This window comes from Micromonospora solifontis, from assembly GCF_003725545.1.
Lineage (GTDB): Bacteria > Actinomycetota > Actinomycetes > Mycobacteriales > Micromonosporaceae > Micromonospora > Micromonospora solifontis.
This window is the reverse complement of record NZ_RJLN01000001.1, coordinates 40,821-58,044: the sequence shown is the minus strand read 5'-3', so window position 1 is coordinate 58,044 and position 17,224 is coordinate 40,821. Positions and strand designations below refer to the sequence as shown.

14 protein-coding genes are annotated in these 17,224 nt (G+C 73.8%); 11 read left to right on the top strand and 3 right to left on the bottom strand.

The window, feature by feature from the left end; translation table 11 throughout:
• Nucleotides 1–88 precede the first annotated feature (88 nt).
• From EFE23_RS00300 to EFE23_RS00285, 4 genes are all read left to right on the top strand, one after another.
• Nucleotides 89–628, top strand: coding sequence for a hypothetical protein (locus EFE23_RS00300; RefSeq protein ID WP_123238813.1), 540 nt, complete (start codon nt 89–91; stop codon nt 626–628).
• Entirely contained in the window at nt 619–1,230 is a 612-nt protein-coding gene (locus tag EFE23_RS00295) for a hypothetical protein (RefSeq protein ID WP_123238812.1), read from the top strand. The genes EFE23_RS00300 and EFE23_RS00295 overlap by 10 nt, the downstream gene beginning before the upstream one ends.
• A 326-nt stretch (nt 1,231–1,556) precedes the next feature.
• Complete coding sequence (topA, locus tag EFE23_RS00290) at nt 1,557–4,379, top strand: type I DNA topoisomerase (protein ID WP_123238811.1); 2,823 nt, start codon at nt 1,557–1,559, stop codon at nt 4,377–4,379.
• 74 nt (nt 4,380–4,453) lie between these two features.
• Nucleotides 4,454–5,686: a CapA family protein gene (locus tag EFE23_RS00285; RefSeq protein WP_233600789.1), complete on the top strand. Its 1,233-nt coding sequence runs from the start codon at nt 4,454–4,456 to the stop codon at nt 5,684–5,686.
• Here the strand turns inward: EFE23_RS00285 and EFE23_RS00280 are convergent.
• Complete coding sequence (locus EFE23_RS00280) at nt 5,638–6,966, bottom strand: D-arabinono-1,4-lactone oxidase (protein ID WP_123238810.1); 1,329 nt, start codon at nt 6,964–6,966, stop codon at nt 5,638–5,640. The genes EFE23_RS00285 and EFE23_RS00280 overlap by 49 nt on opposite strands.
• A 225-nt stretch (nt 6,967–7,191) precedes the next feature.
• Here EFE23_RS00280 and EFE23_RS00275 point away from each other — a divergent pair, with 225 nt between their 5' ends.
• Nucleotides 7,192–7,767, top strand: coding sequence for a TetR/AcrR family transcriptional regulator (locus EFE23_RS00275; protein WP_123238809.1), 576 nt, complete (start codon nt 7,192–7,194; stop codon nt 7,765–7,767).
• A 122-nt stretch (nt 7,768–7,889) separates the two neighbouring features.
• On the opposite strand, the gene EFE23_RS00270 is transcribed toward EFE23_RS00275, so the two are convergent.
• Nucleotides 7,890–9,098, bottom strand: coding sequence for an amino acid deaminase/aldolase (locus EFE23_RS00270; RefSeq protein WP_123238808.1), 1,209 nt, complete (start codon nt 9,096–9,098; stop codon nt 7,890–7,892).
• A 308-nt stretch (nt 9,099–9,406) separates the two neighbouring features.
• On the opposite strand from EFE23_RS00270, the gene tmk reads away from it, so the two are divergent.
• The 6 genes from tmk (at nt 9,407) to EFE23_RS00240 (ending at nt 15,367) form a co-directional block, all read left to right on the top strand.
• Nucleotides 9,407–11,470, top strand: coding sequence for a dTMP kinase (tmk, locus tag EFE23_RS00265; protein ID WP_233600797.1), 2,064 nt, complete (start codon nt 9,407–9,409; stop codon nt 11,468–11,470).
• Entirely contained in the window at nt 11,470–12,798 is a 1,329-nt protein-coding gene (locus EFE23_RS00260) for a DNA polymerase III subunit delta' (protein ID WP_123238806.1), read from the top strand. Before tmk ends, EFE23_RS00260 begins: the two co-directional genes overlap by 1 nt.
• Before the next feature lie 113 nt (nt 12,799–12,911).
• Entirely contained in the window at nt 12,912–13,241 is a 330-nt protein-coding gene (locus EFE23_RS00255) for a YbaB/EbfC family nucleoid-associated protein (RefSeq protein ID WP_099162865.1), read from the top strand.
• 1 nt (nt 13,242) lies between these two features.
• Nucleotides 13,243–13,548, top strand: a complete 306-nt coding sequence (locus tag EFE23_RS00250; protein ID WP_123238805.1) for a hypothetical protein — start codon at nt 13,243–13,245, stop codon at nt 13,546–13,548.
• Nucleotides 13,548–14,216 (top strand): hypothetical protein, encoded by a 669-nt coding sequence (locus EFE23_RS00245; protein WP_123238804.1) that lies wholly within the window; start codon nt 13,548–13,550, stop codon nt 14,214–14,216. The genes EFE23_RS00250 and EFE23_RS00245 overlap by 1 nt, the downstream gene beginning before the upstream one ends.
• Nucleotides 14,217–14,512: 296 nt before the next feature.
• Nucleotides 14,513–15,367, top strand: a complete 855-nt coding sequence (locus EFE23_RS00240; RefSeq protein WP_123238803.1) for a PSP1 domain-containing protein — start codon at nt 14,513–14,515, stop codon at nt 15,365–15,367.
• A gap of 89 nt (nt 15,368–15,456) precedes the next feature.
• On the opposite strand, the gene EFE23_RS00235 is transcribed toward EFE23_RS00240, so the two are convergent.
• The gene (locus EFE23_RS00235; protein ID WP_123238802.1) at nt 15,457–17,193 is read right to left on the bottom strand and encodes a metallophosphoesterase family protein; all 1,737 of its coding nucleotides are present in this window, start codon (nt 17,191–17,193) and stop codon (nt 15,457–15,459) included.
• Nucleotides 17,194–17,224: the final 31 nt, after the last annotated feature.

Here is a 17,224-nt window from a genome sequence, read left to right as displayed (position 1 = left end):
TCGGCGGCCCGCCGGCCGGGAACCGGAGCGTCCCGGGCGGGAAACCTGACGGGTGGCGCTTCCACCGGGAGGCCGTACGCTGCTTCGCATGCGTACGCGGGGGGCGGGAACCGCCGGAAAGCTCACGGTGGTCCTGGCCACGCTCGTTCTCCTGGTCGCCGGCTGCGGCGGCCCCAGCCCCCGGGCCTGGGCCGCGGCGGTCTGCGAGGCGCTCACCCCGTGGCGCGCCGAGATCAACAAGCTGACCAGCAGCACCCAGCAGCAGATGACCGCGCAGACCACCCCAGCGCAGGCCAAGGAGAACCTGGTCCGGCTCTTCGCCGGGGCCGAGCAGGCCAGCGAGACCGCCCGGCGCAGGATCGAGGAGGCCGGCGTGCCGGAGACCGACCACGGCGACGAGATCTCGGCCGGGTTCCGCGCCTCCCTGAGCAAGGTGCGGGACGCGTACGGTCGGGCCCGGGACACCATCGACGGGCTGGACACCGCCCAGGCCGGCCCCTTCTACGACGGGGTGCGGGCCGCGGTCGACACGCTCAACAAGGAGTACGACGCGAGCTCGCTGGACACCAGCCGGCTCAACTCGACCGAACTCAAAGAGGCCTTCGACGAGGTCCCGGAGTGTCGCTGACGCCCCCTCCCCGAAATCCGGCCCGCCAGCCCTCGCTGTTCTCCACCGAGGCGGCCGATCCATCGTTGGCGGACCTGGCCGGCCTGCTCGCCGGGCCGGGGGATGTGGGGCGGATGGGCGGCACTGCCCGGCTCGCGGTGGTGGTCGACGCCGCCTGGCGGGTGCACGTGCTGGTGGCCGAGCTGGCCGCCCGGGGGATTCCGGCGAGCTGGGAGCCCACCGGGGACGGCCGGCACCTGGTCCGCACCGCGTACGCGACCACGCTGGCCCCGCTCGCCCGGGCCTGGCTGCGGGGCACGGCGAAGCGCCCCCCGGCCGGGTTCCACCTGAACGGGCGGCGGCTGCGGCTCTGGGTGGCGGCCGCGGGGGCGGCCGACCCGGCCGGCTTCCTGCTCCGGCTCGGGGCCGGCGACGAGGAGTGCTGGCCGCCGGTGCGGGCGGCGCTGGCCGTGGTGGGGCTGCCGGGGGCGTTCGTGGAGCCGGGCGAGGGTGGGCCCGCGTACCGGATCGCGGGTCGCCGGCGGCTGGCCCGGCTGGTGGAGTTGGTGGGCGAGCGGCCGGCCGCCGCCCCGGCAGCCGGGTGGCCCGGCGCCGGGGGCTGACCCGGCGGGTGGCAACCCCACCGGCTGTCCGATCCCGGACACCCCGGCCGGTGGTTCGTCCAGGAAAACGGACCGGCGGCGCTCGGCCGTGGGTGTGTGATCGTCACAGTGACCCGCTCGGTGCCCTACCCACGGTGTACGGTGGCGCCGTCCGGCGGGTGTCGCCGTGCGCACCGGCCGGGTGGTCGCGGAAACTGATCGTTTGCCGCCCACGAAACCCGGAACGCGGACGGCGCGTTACGTTGGACATCCGGACCGCCGGTGGCCCGGCCGGTGCAACACGGCCCGAAACGGGCATTGGCGTAGGAGTGAGGTCGGAGAGAGACGTGCCGAGCAACGCTGGAACCACCCGTCTGGTCATCGTCGAGTCACCGGCGAAGGCCAAGACGATCTCGGGCTACCTCGGCCCGGGGTACGTCGTGGAGGCCAGCTTCGGCCACGTCCGGGACCTGCCCCGCAACGCGGCCGACGTGCCGGCGAAGTACAAGGGCGAGCCGTGGGCGCGGCTCGGGGTGGACGTCGACAACGGCTTCCACGCCCTCTACGTGGTCTCGGCCGACCGTAAGCAGCAGATCAGCAAGCTGGTGAAGCTGGCCAAGGAGGTCGACGAGATCTTCCTGGCCACGGATGAGGACCGCGAGGGCGAGGCGATCGCCTGGCACCTGGTGGAGACGCTCAAGCCCAAGGTGCCGGTCAAGCGGATGGTCTTCCACGAGATCACCAAGCCGGCCATCCAGGCCGCGGTGGCCAACCCGCGGGAGATCGACCGGGACCTGGTCGACGCGCAGGAGGCGCGGCGCATCCTCGACCGGCTGTACGGCTACGAGGTCTCCCCGGTGCTGTGGAAGAAGGTCATGCCGAAGCTCTCGGCGGGCCGGGTGCAGTCCGTGGCGACCCGGATCGTGGTCGAGCGGGAGCGGCAGCGGATGGCCTTCCGCACCGCCGAGTACTGGGACATCCTGGCCACCCTCGCGGTCGCGAACGCGGGCGAGGGGCCGCGCAGCTTCAACGCCACCCTGATCGCGCTGAACGGCGACCGGATCGCCACCGGCAAGGACTTCGAGCCGACCACCGGCCGGGTGCGGGCCGGCGCGGGCGTGGTGCACCTGGACGAGAGCGGGGCGCGGGGGCTGGCGGCCCGCCTGGAGGGGCGGCCGTTCACCGTCACCCGGGTCGAGGAGAAGCCCTACCGCCGCCGCCCGTACGCGCCGTTCATCACCTCCACGCTCCAGCAGGAGGCGGCCCGCAAGCTGCGGTTCTCGTCGCAGCAGACGATGCGCACCGCGCAGCGGCTGTACGAGAACGGCTACATCACCTACATGCGTACCGACTCGGTGAACCTGTCGGAGACCGCCATCGCGGCGGCCCGCCGGCAGATCGTCGAGCTGTACGGCGAGCGCAGCGTGCCGCCGGAGCCGCGCCGCTACACCGGCAAGGTGAAGAACGCGCAGGAGGCGCACGAGGCGATCCGCCCGGCGGGCGACAACTTCCGCACCCCGGGTGAGGTGGCCAAGGAGCTGTCCGGCGAGGAGTTCAAGCTCTACGAGCTGATCTGGCGGCGCACCATCGCCTCGCAGATGACCGACGCGGTCGGCTCCAGCGTGTCGGTGCGGATCCGGGCGCTCACCTCCGCCCAGGAGGAGGCGGACTTCGGCGCGACCGGCAAGACCATCACCGACCCGGGCTTCCTGCGCGCGTACGTCGAGTCGAGCGACGACGAGAACGCCGAGGCGGAGGACGCCGAGCGGCGGCTGCCCACGCTGGTCAAGGACCAGCCGCTGACCGCCGAGGAGCTGGCCGCGCAGGGGCACCACACCCAGCCGCCCGCCCGGTACACGGAGGCGTCGCTGGTCAAGGCCCTGGAGGAGCTGGGCATCGGCCGCCCGTCGACGTACGCGTCGATCATGCAGACCATCCAGGACCGCGGCTACGTGTCCAAGCGCGGCCAGGCGATGATCCCGTCGTTCCTGGCGTTCGCGGTGATCGGGCTGCTGGAGCGGCACTACCCGCGCCTGATCGACTACGACTTCACCGCCAGCATGGAGAACGAGCTGGACGAGATCGCCGGTGGCGACCACGCGGCGGTGGACTTCCTCACCTCCTTCTACTTCGGCAGCGCCAACGGCACCGGCGACCAGGCGATCGCCCACGCCGGCGGGTTGAAGAAGCTGGTGACGGAGAACCTCAGCGACATCGACGCCCGCAGCGTCAACTCGATCCCGCTCTTCACCGACGACGAGGGGCGTGAGGTGGTGGTGCGGGTCGGCCGGTACGGCCCGTACCTGCAGCGGGCGCTGCCCGGCGAGCAGCCCGCGCCGGCCGGTGAGGGCGAGGAGGGCGGCGCCCAGGGTGACCGGGCCCCGATCCCGGAGGGGCTGGCCCCGGACGAGCTGACCCCGGAGAAGGTGCACGAGCTGTTCCTCGGCGGCGGGGGCGAACGCAAGCTCGGCGACGACCCGGCCACCGGCGAGCCGATCCTGCTCAAGTCCGGTCGGTTCGGCCCGTACGTGGCCAGCGGCGAGCGGAAGTCCTCGCTGCTGCGGTCGCAGTCGCCGGACTCGCTCACCCTGGACGAGGCGCTGAAGCTGCTCAGCCTGCCCCGGCTGATCGGCACCGACGCCGAGGGCCACGAGGTCGTCGCCAACAACGGCCGCTACGGCCCGTACGTCAAGCGCGGTGACGAGTTCCGCTCGCTGGACTCGGAAGACAAGATGTTCACCGTCACGCTGGACGAGGCGCTCGCGCTGCTGGCCGCCCCGAAGACCCGCCAGCGGCGGGCCGCCGCGCCGCCGCTGCGGGAGATGGGTGCCGACCCGCTCACCGAGAAGCCGCTGGTGATCAAGGACGGCCGGTTCGGGCCGTACGTCACGGACGGCGAGACGAACGCGTCGCTGCGGCGCGGGCAGACTCCGGAGGCGCTGACCCTGGAGGAGGCCTCCGAGATGCTCGCCGAGAAGCGGGCGAAGGGGCCGGCCCCGAAGAAGAAGGCGGCGAAGAAGGCCGCCCCGGCCAAGAAGACGGCGGCGAAGAAGACCGCCGCCGCCAAGTCGACGGCCGCCCGGAAGACGACCACGGCGAAGGCGACGACCGCGAAGAAGGCGCCGGCGAAGAAGGCGGCCCCGAAGAAGGCGAGCAGCACGGCCGAGTGACGGCTGTTCCCCGAAGGGGTTGATCGTCCCTTTTCCGGCCCGCCGGCTCGGCGGCGGCCGCCTAACGTGAGGGCATGTCGCTACGCGCAGTGCCGCGTCGGGCACTGCTCGGCGTCGGCGTGGTCCTCGTGCTGCTGGTGGCGGCCCTGCTCGGCGCGCGGGCACTGGACCCGGCCAACCCGGTGGCCCGGAACGCCGGGCCGTCGTCCGGACCCGCCACGGCGGCCGCTCCCACGTCGACCGGGAAGGGCGCGCGGCCCCGGGTGCTGCGCCTGGTGGCCGCCGGTGACGTGCTGGTCCATCCGGAGGTCACCGCGCAGGCGCGCCGGGACGCCGCCCGCACCGGCCGGCCGGGCGGTCTGGATTTCGGCCCGATGTTCGCCGGGGTCGCCCCGGTCGTCGGCGGCGCCGACCTCGCGCTCTGCCATCTGGAGACACCGCTGGCCGACCCGGCCGGACCGTTCTCCGGTTATCCGTCCTTCAACGTGCCGCCGCAGGTGCTCGGCGGGGTGCGGCAGGCCGGCTTCGACGGGTGTTCGACCGCCTCGAACCACACCCTCGACCAGGGACCGGACGGGGTGGCCCGGACGCTGCGGGCGCTGGACGCGGCGGGGCTCGGGCACACCGGCAGCGCCCGGAGCGCCGCCGAGGCGGCCACCCCGCGGATCTACCAGGTCGGCGGGGTCCGCGTCGCGCACCTGGCGTACAGCCTGAACTTCAACGGGCTGACCCGCCCGGCCGGCCAGGAGTGGCTGGCCAACCTCATCGACCCGCCGGAGATCCTGGCCGCCGCGCGCCGGGCGCGGGCGGCCGGCGCCGACATCGTCGTGCTCAGCCTGCACTGGGGTACGGAGTACCAGCACCTGCCCGACGCCGACCAGCAGGCCTGGGCCCGGCAGCTCATCTCCTCGCCCGACGTGGACCTGATCCTCGGCCACCACGCCCACGCGGTGCAGCCGTTCCAGCGGTTCGGGGACAAGTGGGTGGTCTTCGGGATGGGCAACGAGCTGGCCCGGCACGCCGAGCCGGTGGCGGACAACCGCGAGGGGGTGATGGCCCGGGCGACCTTCACCGAGGTGCGCCCCGGGCACTGGACCGTGACCCGGATGGAGGCGTTGCCGACCTGGACCGACCTCGCGCCGGAGCTGCGGCTGGTCGACCTGACGGCGGCGCTCACCCACCCCGGCACGGCCCACCCCGAGTACCGGGCCGCGTACGACCGGGTGCTGGGGTACGTGGGCGCGCTCGGGGTCGGCGCTCAGGCGGTCGCGCCGGACGGCGCCCCGCCGAGCACCCGGTCGAGGTAGGCGTTGGTGAAGAGCCGCTCGGGGTCGAGGCGGTCGCGGACGGCCAGGAAGTCGCCGAACTTCGGGTACGCGGGGGCGAGCGAGGCCGCGTCGCGGTAGTGCAGCTTGCCCCAGTGCGGCCGGCCGCCCAGGTCCGTCGCCACCTCCTCGAAGGCCCGGAAGTACGGCTCGTAGGGCACGCCGACGTACTGGTGGATGGCGATGTACGCGGAGTCCCGCCCGTAGGAGTGGGAGAGCCAGATGTCGTCGGCGGCGGTGAACCGCACCTCCACCGGGAACTGCACCTTGAACGGCAGACCGGCCACGATCCGGCGCAGTGCGGCCAGTGCCTCCGGCAGGGCGGCGCGGGGGAGGCCGTACTCCATCTCCACGAAGCGGACCCGGCGTGGGGTGCAGAACACCCGGTCGGAGCGGCCGGTGTAGCTGCGTTCGGTGAGCGCCCGGGCGGAGACCGCGCTGATCCCGGGGACGAGCGCGGGCACGGCGCGGCCGAGCCGGCAGGCGCCCGCGAAGACGGTGTTGGCCAGGAACTCGTCGTCCAGCCAGCCGCGCCACCGGGGCAGCGGCCGGTCGTCGGCGGGCGTCCGGTCGTTGGTCTTGACCTGGACCCGGGCGGTGTACGGGAACCAGTAGAACTCGACGTGGTCGTGCTGCTCGACCAGCCCGGGCAGGTCGGCCAGCACCGCGGCGAGGGCCGCCGGGCGTTCGTGCGCGCGTAGCACGAAGGCGTCGACGCAGCGCAGGGTCAGGTCGACCAGGATCCCGACCGCGCCGAGCCCGACCCGGGCGGCGGCGAACACGTCCCGGTGCTCGTCGGCGGAGCAGTGCAGCACCTCGCCGGTCCCGGTCACCAGGGTCAGCCCGACCACGAAGGTGGAGAGGCAGCCGAGCTTTCCGCCGGTGCCGTGGGTGCCGGTGGAGAGCGCCCCGGCCACCGTCTGGGCGTCGATGTCGCCGAGGTTGGGTAACGCCAGGCCGTGCGTGGCGAGCAGTTCGTTGAGGGCGTGCAGAGTCATGCCAGCCGGTACGGTGACCAGTCGACGGGCGGTGTCGACGTGGACACCGGTGTCCAGGTCGGTCAGGTCGATCCGGTGTCCGTCGGTGAGGGCCGTCCCGGTGAACGAGTGCCCGCTGCCCGCTGCCCGGACCGTCCGGCCGGCGTCGGCGGCGGCGCGGACCGCCGCGGCGACCTCCTCGACGGTCCGGGGCCGGACCACGAGGGCGGCGGTGCTGCGCTGATTGCCGGCCCAGTTGGACCAGACTGCTGGCGTACCGGACATGCGCGCTCCTCGAGATGAATGTGAACTGACTTCATATCAGGAACGTTCTTACTGGTAAATACCGCAATCGGTGTCCGCTCGTTGTACCGGTAGTCACGGTCTCGTGACGTGCAGATATGTTCATCCGTCGAAGGGGGGTGGCGCCGAGTGTCCACACCAGCCGCCACGACCGGGCCGCTGCGCCGGGTACCGGTGCAGGGTCGAAGTGTCGCGCGCGTCCAGCGGATGTTGGACGCCTGTGCAGAGCTGGTCGACGAGGTGGGGTACGAGGGGCTGACCACGACTCTGCTCGCCGAGCGCGCCGAGGTGGCGATCGGGTCGGTCTATCAGTTCTTTCCGGACAAGCGGGCGATCGTGCAGGCGTTGACCCTGCGCACGATGGAGTCCTACCTCCAGCGGCTCGACGAGCGGTTCGCCTCCGACGACCTGACCCACTGGTGGGACGGTGTCGACGCGGCGATCGACGAGTACATCTCGATGCACCGCACCGTCCCGGGGTTCCGTACCCTGCACTTCGGCGACGTCGTCGACATGCACCTGCTCGATGAGCAGCGGGACAACAACGGGGTCATCGCCGACCAGTTGGCCCGGGTGCTCACCGAGCGCTTCGGCCTGGCCGGCGTGCCCGACCTCCAGTTCCACCTGGAGGTGGCGGTGGAGGCGGCGGACGCGCTGATCAAGCTGGCGTTCCGGCGCCGGCCGGAGGGCGACGAGCGGGTGCTGGTCGAGGCGAAGGCGCTGGTCCGGGAGTACCTGCACCGGCAGGTCGACGAGCGGACCGAGGCCGCCCGGCCGAGCTGAGCGGTGCGGTCGCCGCCGGCACCGGGGCGGCGACGAACGAAAGGTGCGATGCCCGGGGGCGACCGGGCAGACGACGAACGGCGGGTTCCCGAGGTGCGCCGGGGCCCGCCGTCACCGTTTGCTCACAGGAAGGCGTGGCCCTCGCCGCGGTAGGTTGGCACGGTCGCGACCACCGTGTCCCCGTCGACTAGGTGCATCTCGTTGACCCGCTCGCACAGCTCGCCGGCCTTGGCGTGCCGGAACCAGACCCGGTCGCCCACCCGCAGCCTGGTCGCCGCCGCGCCGGTGAGCGGGGTCTGCACCTCGCCCGCGCCCTCTGCGCCGAGCAGCTTCAGGCCCGCCGGCAGCCACGGCCGGGGCAGCCGGCTGTCGGCGGCCGGGCCGGAGGCGATCCAGCCGCCGCCGAGCACGGTGGCCAGCCCGGGTCCCGGCCGGCGGACCACCGCGCAGGCGAAGAACGCCGCCGGGGTCGGGCGCCAGGCCCGGTACGCGTCGAAGAGCGTCGGGCCGTACAGACCCGATCCCGCGGTGATCTCGGTGACCGCGGGGTCGGCGCTGGTGGCGGCCACGCTCCCGGTGCCGCCGCCGTTGACGAACTCCAGGTCGGCGTGCTCGCGTACCGCGGCGACCGCCGCCGCGCGCCGGGCCAGCAGTTCCCGGTACGACCCGCGCTGGGCGACCCGGATCGCGGTGCCGAGGACCGCCTGGCCGGGCGGGGCGTCGCCGAGCCCGGCGATCTGCGCCTCGTACGACATCAGTCCGACCAGCCGGAAGCCCGGCCGGCCGGCGACGGCGGCGGCGAACGCGCCGGCGGCCCGGGGGCTGTGCACCGGGGAGCGTCGGACCCCCACGTGCATCCGGCCGCCCATCGGTCGCCAGGAGGCGTCCAGGTCGAGGCAGACGCGCAGCGGTGGCCGGCGCCCGGGCGGGCACACCTGGTCGACGAGGTCGAGTTGGGCGGGGTCGTCGACCATCAGGGTCACCGCGTCGGCGAGCGCCGGGTCGGCGGCGAGTTCGGCGAGGGCGTTCCGGTTGGCGGTCGGATAGGCGACCAGCACGTCGTCGCTGACGCCGGCGCGGACCAGCCAGACCGCCTCGGGCAGGGTGAACGCCATCACGCCGTGCCAGCCGGGGCGGTCCAGCACCCGGGTCAGCAGGTCGCGTACCCGGACGGACTTGCTGGCGACCCGGACCGGCTTCCCGGCGGCCCGGTTGACCAGCGCGTCCGCGTTGGCGTCGAAGGCGGCGAGGTCGACCACGGCGTACGGCGGGTCGAGGTGGGCGGTCGCCCGTTCGAGACGATCGCGAAGTTTGTCACTGTCGGTGGCCACGTTTGCACGCTAACTGTCTGGACGTCAATGCGAAATACCCTCGCGTCTGTCCGGGCTGCGGTCGGCGGCTCCCGCGGCCTAGGCTCAGCGAGCAGGCGAATGTCGCGGAGGGGGACGCTTCTCGCCGCGACTAGAGTGTTCCACCGGAGAGGCCCAGCTCTGGGCCGGCACGTGGAGGTACGGCCATCGAAAGCCAGAAGAACGGCGAGTCGCCCGGCGTGTCGTCGTCCGGGGCGCAGGCCGACCGGTCCGGCGCCGCCGCCATCCGCTCGGTGCTGCGCATCCGGCCGTTCCGCCGGCTCTGGATCGTGCTCGGCGCGGCCTCCTTCGGCGACTGGCTCGGCCTGCTCGCCACCTCCGTCTTCGCCGCCTCGCAGGTGTCCGGCGACACCGCCAAGGGCGCCGCCTTCGGCACCACGATCGCGATCCGGCTGCTGCCGGCGCTGCTGCTCGGCCCGGTGGCCGGCGTCTTCGCCGACCGGTTCGACCGGCGCTGGACGATGGTCATCTGCGACGTGCTGCGCTTCCTGCTCTTCGCCTCCATCCCACTGGTCGCCCTCACCGGCGCCAGCGGCGGGATGGTGGTCACCTGGGCGCTGGTGGCGACCTTCCTGATCGAGACCATCACCCTGATGTGGATCCCGGCCAAGGAGGCCGCGGTCCCCAACCTCATCCCGCGCGCCCGGCTGGAGACGGCCAACCAGCTCACCCTCATCACCACGTACGGCCTCACCCCGATCGCCGCCGCGATCGGCCTGGCCGTGCTGGACCGTAGCATTCGCGGGGTCACCGGCGGAGTGATCCCGTCCTGGGCCGAGCCGGCGCAGCTCGCGCTCTGGTTGAACGCGTTCTCCCGGCTGGCCACGGCCATCGTGGTGGCGGTCGGGATCAAGGAGATCAGCCAGACCCACGCCGACGAGGCGGAACGCACCGAGCAGAGCATGCTGCGCCAGTTCACCGAGGGCTGGAAGTACATCGGCCAGACCCCGCTGGTCCGGGGCCTGGTGCTCGGCATCTTCGGCGCGTTCGCCGGCGGCGGCATCGTGGTCGGCACGGCCAAGTTCTTCGCCGCCTCGCTCGGCGCCGGTGACGCCGCGTTCTTCCTGCTCTTCGGCGCGATCTTCATCGGCCTGGCGATCGGCATCGGGGCCGGCCCGCTGATCGTCCGGGACATGTCCCGACGGCGCTGGTTCGGCATGAGCATCGTGCTGGCCAGCGCCTCGGTGCTGGTGCTCGCCTTCGCCATCCACCTCTCCATGGCGATGCTCGGCGCGGTCCTGGTCGGCACCGGCGCCGGCATGGCCTTCCTGGCCGGCACCACCCTGCTCGGCGGCGAGGTCGCCGACGAGGTACGCGGCCGGGTCTTCGCGGTGGTGCAGATCGGCACCCGGCTGGTGCTGATCCTGGCCATCGCGCTCAGCAGCCTCCTGGTCGGCGTCGGCGGCTCGCGCAAGCTGACCATCGCCGACCTCGGCATCTCGGTCTCCTCGACCCGCCTGCTGCTGCTCGTCGCCGGCGCGGCCGGCATCTTCGCCGGGATCAGCGCCTTCGGCCAGATGGACGACAAGAAGGGCGTACCGGTCCTGGCCGACCTGTGGGGCTCGATCCGCGGCCGCCCGCTGATGCCGGCCGAGCACTTCGTCTCCAGCGGGCTCTTCGTGGTCTTCGAGGGCGGCGAGGGGGCCGGCAAGTCCACCCAGCTCGCCGCGCTCGCCGACCGCCTCCGCGAGCAGGGCCGGGACGTGGTGGTCACCCGGGAGCCGGGCGCCACCGCGGTCGGCGAGCGGATCCGCTCGCTGGTGCTGGAGAACGCCGGTGACGAGGCCCCGTCGGCGCGCGCCGAGGCGCTGCTCTACGCGGCCGACCGGGCGCACCACGTCGCCACCGTGGTCCGGCCGGCGCTGGTCCGCGGCGCGGTGGTGGTCAGCGACCGGTACGTCGACTCGTCCCTGGCCTACCAGGGGGCCGGCCGTACGCTGCCGGTGCAGGAGGTCTCCTGGCTCTCCTCGTGGGCGACCGGAGGGCTCAAGCCCGACCTGGTGGTGCTCCTCGACGTCGACCCGCACACCGGGCTGTCCCGCGTCGAGTCCCGCAACCAGGGCGCCGACCGCCTGGAAGCCGAGTCGATCGCGTTCCACGAGCGCGTCCGGTACGCCTTCCTCGACCTGGCCGCCGCCGACCCCAAGCGCTACCTGGTGCTCGACGCCTCCCGGCCGGCCGAGGAGATCGCCGAGGCGGTGGCCCGGCGGGTGGACGAGTTCCTGGTCGACCCGGCGGGCATCGTGCACCCCCGCCCGGCTCAGGGCCCGGACACCACGGTCCAGCCGGAGTTATCCGACGCGGAACTGGTGACCATGGAGCGCCCCACCTGATGGCGGACGTCTTCGCCGACCTGGTCGGGCAGGACGAGGCGGTGGCCACGCTGCGCCGCGCCGCCGCCTCGGCCGACGCCCTGCTGCGTGCCGCCACCGCTGCGCCCGCCGGTCGGGTCGCGGGCGGGGACGACGTCGGCGACGAACTGGACGCCCTCGCCGACGAGTTCGACGACGAGCCGAGCACCGACCCGGGAGCGGCGGGCGCCGCCCCGGCCGCGGCGACGGCCAGCGGCGAGCCCGGGGCGGGGATGACCCACGCCTGGATCTTCACCGGGCCGCCCGGCTCGGGCCGCTCGGTCGCCGCCCGGGCCTTCGCCGCGGCGTTGCAGTGCGTGCACGGCACCGGCTGCGGCACCTGCCCCGGCTGCCACACCACGATGACCGGCACGCACGCCGACGTCCGGCTGGTGGTGCCCGAAGGGCTCTCCATCGGCGTCGGGGAGATGCGCGCCCTGGTGCTCCGGGCCGCCAGCACGCCGTCCGGCGGGCGCTGGCAGATCGTCATCATCGAGGACGCCGACCGGCTCACCGAGGCGGCCGGCAACGCGCTGCTCAAGGCGATCGAGGAGCCGCCGCCGCGGACCGTCTTCCTGCTCTGCGCCCCGTCCACCCACCCAGACGACATCTCGGTGACGATCCGGTCGCGCTGCCGCGTCGTACCGCTGCGGCAGCCGCCGGCCGGCGCGGTGGCCGAGGTGCTGGTCCGCCGGGACGGCATCGCGCCCGACGTGGCCGCCTGGGCCGCGGCGGCCGCGCAGGGACACGTCGGCCGGGCCCGGCGGCTGGCCCGCGACCCGGAGGCCCGGCAGCGCCGGGACGCGGTGCTCGCGGTGCCGCGCCGGCTGACCGGGGTGGGCGCCGCGTTCGACGCCGCGTCCGCGCTGATCGAGGCGGCCGAGGCGGAGGCCGCCGCGTCGGTCGCCGAGATCGACGAGGCGGAGCGGACGGCGCTGCAGACCGCCCTCGGGGCGGGCGGCACCGGCCGGGGCGCGGCGGGTGCCATGCGCGGCGCCGCCGGCCAGCTCAAGGACCTGGAGAAGCGGCAGAAGTCGCGGGCCACCCGGGCCCAGCGGGACGCGCTCGACCGGGCGCTGGTCGACCTCGCCGGCTTCTACCGGGACGCGCTGACCACGGCGCTGCGGGCACCGGTCGCCCCGGTGCACACCGACACCGCGGCGCTGGCCGAGGCGGGCGCCCAGCGGTGGGACGCCGACGGGGCGCTGCGCCGGCTGGAAGCCGTGCTGGAGTGCCGGGCGGCGATCGAGGCGAACGTCAAGCCGCGGATCGCGGTGGAGGCGATGATGCTCGCCCTGTGGAAGGGCTGAGCCCCCTTATCCACAGGGCATCGACAGGTGTTGTTGACTGCGGTACGGTCCGGTGTGCCGCAGTAACGGCGGCAGCACGCTCAGTGAGGGGTCAGCCCGGGAGGAGACCGCCGATGCCGCGGGGGGAGATCGACGAGGCCTGGATCGAGGAGGCGGTGCGGCGCTACCGGCGCATCGAGACCCTCCAGGCCGAGTTCGACCAGGCGGTGGCGACGGTCGAGGTCACCGTCCGTTCGCCGGACGGGCTGGTCGAGGTGGTGGTGACGGCCGGCGGCCGGATCACCGACGTGCGGTTCCTCGGCCCGCTGCACCAGCGCAGCCCGCGCGACGTCGCCGGCTCGGTGCAGGCCGCGGTCACCGCCGCCGCCGACGCCGCCCAGTGGGCCCGGGAGAAGCTGCACAACGAGACCTTCGCGGCGTACCGGCCGCTGGCGGGAGCCTGACATGGAGACCCTCCGCGCCCTGGCCGCGCGCCTCGACGAGGCCAGCCTCGCCCTCGGCACCCTGTCCCGCACCGTGACCGCCACCGACCCGGCCCACCCCGCCTTCGGCACCTACGCGGCCGGCCGGCCCGGCGAGGTCGGCCGCGCGCTGCACCGGCAGTGGACCACCGCCACCGGGGACCGGGCCCGCGAGGCCAGCGCGGCCGCCGCCCGGCTGGCCGCCGCCGCGGCCGCCCTGCGCAGCGCCGCCGACCGCTACGCGGCGACCGACGAGTCCGTCCGGCACCGGTTCCGCCGGGAGGCGTGATGGACGCCCTGGACCGCCTCGCCGAACCGGGGCTCGACCTGCTCACCCGGGTCGACACGCTGCTCGCCGCCGGCGCCCCCGAGGGGCACCGCCTCTGGCCGCTGCTGCGCCGCCTGCAGGTGCTTCCCGGCGAGGCCGTGGGCCAGTTCCTCGAGCTGCACCCGGCGCCGCTGGCCGACGCCGGCCACGCGGTGCGCCAGCTCGTCCGCGGGTACGACGACGCCTGCGCGCTGCTCGCCGACCCGGTCGCCTGGTCCGGGCCGGCCGCCTCAGCGTACGACGAGGCCCGCGGCGCGCTGCTCCGGCACCTCGACGAGGGGCCGGAGAGCCTGGTCGGGCGGCTGGAGTCGACCGCCGGCTACGCCGACGCGCTGGCTGACTGGGTGGAGGGCAGCCGGCTCGCCCTGGCCCGGGCGCTGGCCGACGTGCTGCGTTCGGCCGAGGCGGTCACCGTGCACGCCGCCACCCGGCCCGGAGTCGACGCCGGGCAGGCCGCGGGACTGGCGGCGGCCGAGATCGCCGCCCGGGTGCTGGGTGTCATCGGCGTGGCGTACGACGGCGCGGAAAACCTGCTGCGCCAGTGGGCGCCGAATCTGGCGGAGACGACCTGGCGGGATCGGCCGCGCGGCGCGCCCCACTTCGGCGGGGCCACCCGGATCGGCCGCTGACCCGGTCTACCGGAGCCCGACACGGGCCACGGCGCCGCGCCGAACCGGCCGTGGCCGGGCTCCGGCGGCGACGCCGTGGCCTTCCCCTGCACCCCCCGCAGGTCTGCCTTCACTCAACGCGGTCGGCCGCCGTTTGTCCTCCGACTCGCTCATGTTTCAGCCGTCCGGGCGAGGACAACGGCACGACGGGGCGAATGTGGTTCGGTCGAGTCGACAATCGTGAATCGCTGCACCGGGTGACCGGACGGCGACGGGCGGCCGGGCCGGAACCGGTCGAAGGTCGTAGGGTGAAGAGCATGGGCATGCTCTGCGCGGTCAGCTTCAACCGGTACGGGCGCCTCTACTACCTCGACCCGGGTGAGCTGCGCCCGCAGGTGGGCGACAAGGTGCTGGTGCCCACCGACGATGGTCCCGAGGTGGCCGAGTGCGTGTGGGCCGCGCAGTGGGTCAGCGAGGACACCGCCGGTTTCCCCCGGCTGGCCGGGCTGGCCGAGGAGGAGGACCTGCGCCGCGACGAGTTGCTGCGCCGGCGCAAGGCGGACGCCAAGGTCGCCGCCAAGCGGCTGATCCGTGAGCACGGGCTGCCGATGAAGGTGGTGGCCGTCGACCACGTCCTCGCCACGCCGGAGACCGGCAGCGACCGCACCACCATCTACTTCACCGCGCCGCACCGGGTGGACTTCCGCTCCCTGGTCCGCGACCTGGGGGCGACGCTGCACTGCCGGGTCGAGCTGCGGCAGCTCTCCGCCCGGGACTCGGCCCGGGTGCAGGGCGGGATCGGCTCCTGCGGCCGCGACCTGTGCTGCGCCACCTTCCTCAACGACTTCGAGCCGGTCACCATCCGGATGGCGAAGGACCAGGACCTGCCGCTCAACCCACTACGCATCTCCGGCGCCTGCGGCCGGCTGATGTGCTGCCTGAAGTACGAGCACCCGCTCTACCAGCGGTTCCAGGAGTCCGCCCCGGCGATCGGGAGCCGGGTTTCCACACCCGAGGGCGACGGCAAGGTCGTCGGCCACAGCGTGCCGAGGGACTCGGTCACGGTCCGCCTGGACGCCGACGGCTCCCGCTGCGCATGCAGCCGCGCCTCCCTCTGCGCCCCCCGCCAGGCCCACGACCAGCACTACACCCCCCGACCACCCACCCCCTGACCGCGCGTTGATCATGGAGTTAGCGGCGAAGTGGATCTCCTCTGGTGCCGCTAACTCCATGATCAACCGGAAGTCGGGGGGTTGGGCCGTCAGCGGAGGACGATGGGGGGTTCGGCTAGGCGGGGGGTTAGGGGGGTTTTGGGGAGGATCCAGGAGGCGGTGGGGGACTGGTCGGGGTTCAGCTGCCAGGCGTGGGCGACCTCGTCGACCGCGATCGGATAGATGGTCAGCGTGCCGTCCGGATCGAACCGGAACCGGAGGAACGCCTTCGAGTCCTCGATGCCCTGCGCGGCGAACAGCTCGTTGACGTTCACCCCGAACGAGCCCGCCACCAGCAGGTAGAGCGCGACGAGCTGGCTGGCGACCAGGCCGCTCACCGGGCCGTACAGCACGGCCGCGGCGGCTGCCGGCAGCGGCCAGGGCCAGTCGTAGAAGGGCAGCTTGAGCCAGAGCCAGGTGCCGGCGGCGGCCAGCGCCACCTGGGCCAGGCCGTGCGAGACACCGAGGATCCAGTGCCGGGCGTGCCGTTTCCCCCCGGCGCTGGGCGGCTTGGCGAAGAATGCCGCGCCCAGCATGGCCACCACCACCATGATCACCAGCGGGACGCTGAGCAGCCGTTGTTCGGCGGTGCCGACGTGGTTCGCCGTCACCCCGGCCATGGCCAGCATCAGCAGCGTGTGCAGGGTGCCGAGCAGCGTGGTGAAGCCCGGGTTGCGGAACGGCAGCCGGGCGAAGATCCCCCAGCCGTAGCGGCGCGAGCGGGCCTTGTCCGGATAGCGGGCCGCGAGGTCGTACTCGCGGGTGCGGCTGGCGCGGCGGGCGAGCGTGTCGCGCGGCGGCACCTCCAGCCGCTCCGGCAGCTCGTGCGTCGGGTACAGGTAGGCGCCGCCGCCCCCGCAGGTGATGAGCTGCCGTTCCGGGCCGGTGTAGCGGGCGTAGTGGTGCAGGTCCCCGGAGACCAGCAGCCGCACCTGCGCGCCGGTGGGGGCGATGATCGTACGGATGAAGTAGTCGATCGAGTCGTACGCGGTGGGGTGGTCGACGGCCTTGACCCAGGTGGGTGCCGGCACCGCCAGGATGACCTTCGAGCGTGGGGTGAGCTTGCGGGCGACCTCGTCGAAGTAGGTGAGCTGCGGGTCGTCCAGGTACGACCCGGACTGGTCGTCGAGGCCGAGCAGCCACCAGTCGGCGGGCAGTTCCATCGCGAAGTACGAGCGGGACTGGCCGGTGCCCCAGCCGGCGAAGTGCCGGTCCCGGGAGCGGACGAAGAGCCGTAGGAACGCGGTGAGACCGTCGTACCAGTCATGGTTGCCGGGGACCGCGAAGAGCGTCGGCCGCTCGGGCGGCGACACGGGCAGCGCCGCCTGGTACGGCCCCTTGCAGCGGTCCTCGTACGCCGCGTAGGACGCCGACGGGTAGACCTCGTCGCCCCCCATCACCAGGGTCTGCGCCCGGGGCAGCCGATGCCCGTCGACCTCCAGCTCCGGCTGGGCCAGCAGGTACGCGACCGAGTAGGTGGCGTCGAAGCCGTCGCCCAGGTCGGCCACGTAGTCCAGCCACAGCCCGCCGTCCGGCCCGACCTGCCGGAACGTGCCGTCCCCGAAGGCGTTCTGCAACTCCCGCTTGTCCAGGTACGCCCCGAACAGCATCGCCAGCAAGGTCCGTAGACCGGTCTGGATCAGCAGCAGCGGCGCGAGCCAGGGCACCGGCTTTCGCGGCGTGAACCCCAGCTCCAGGGGGTCCAGGCTGCGTGGCCGGCGGGTGGCCCGCTCACCGGGATGCGCCTCGGGGATCGACTGCGGCGGTGGCACGTGGTCGTCGCTCACCCGCCGCAGGGTAGTCCTCCCGGAACGCGAA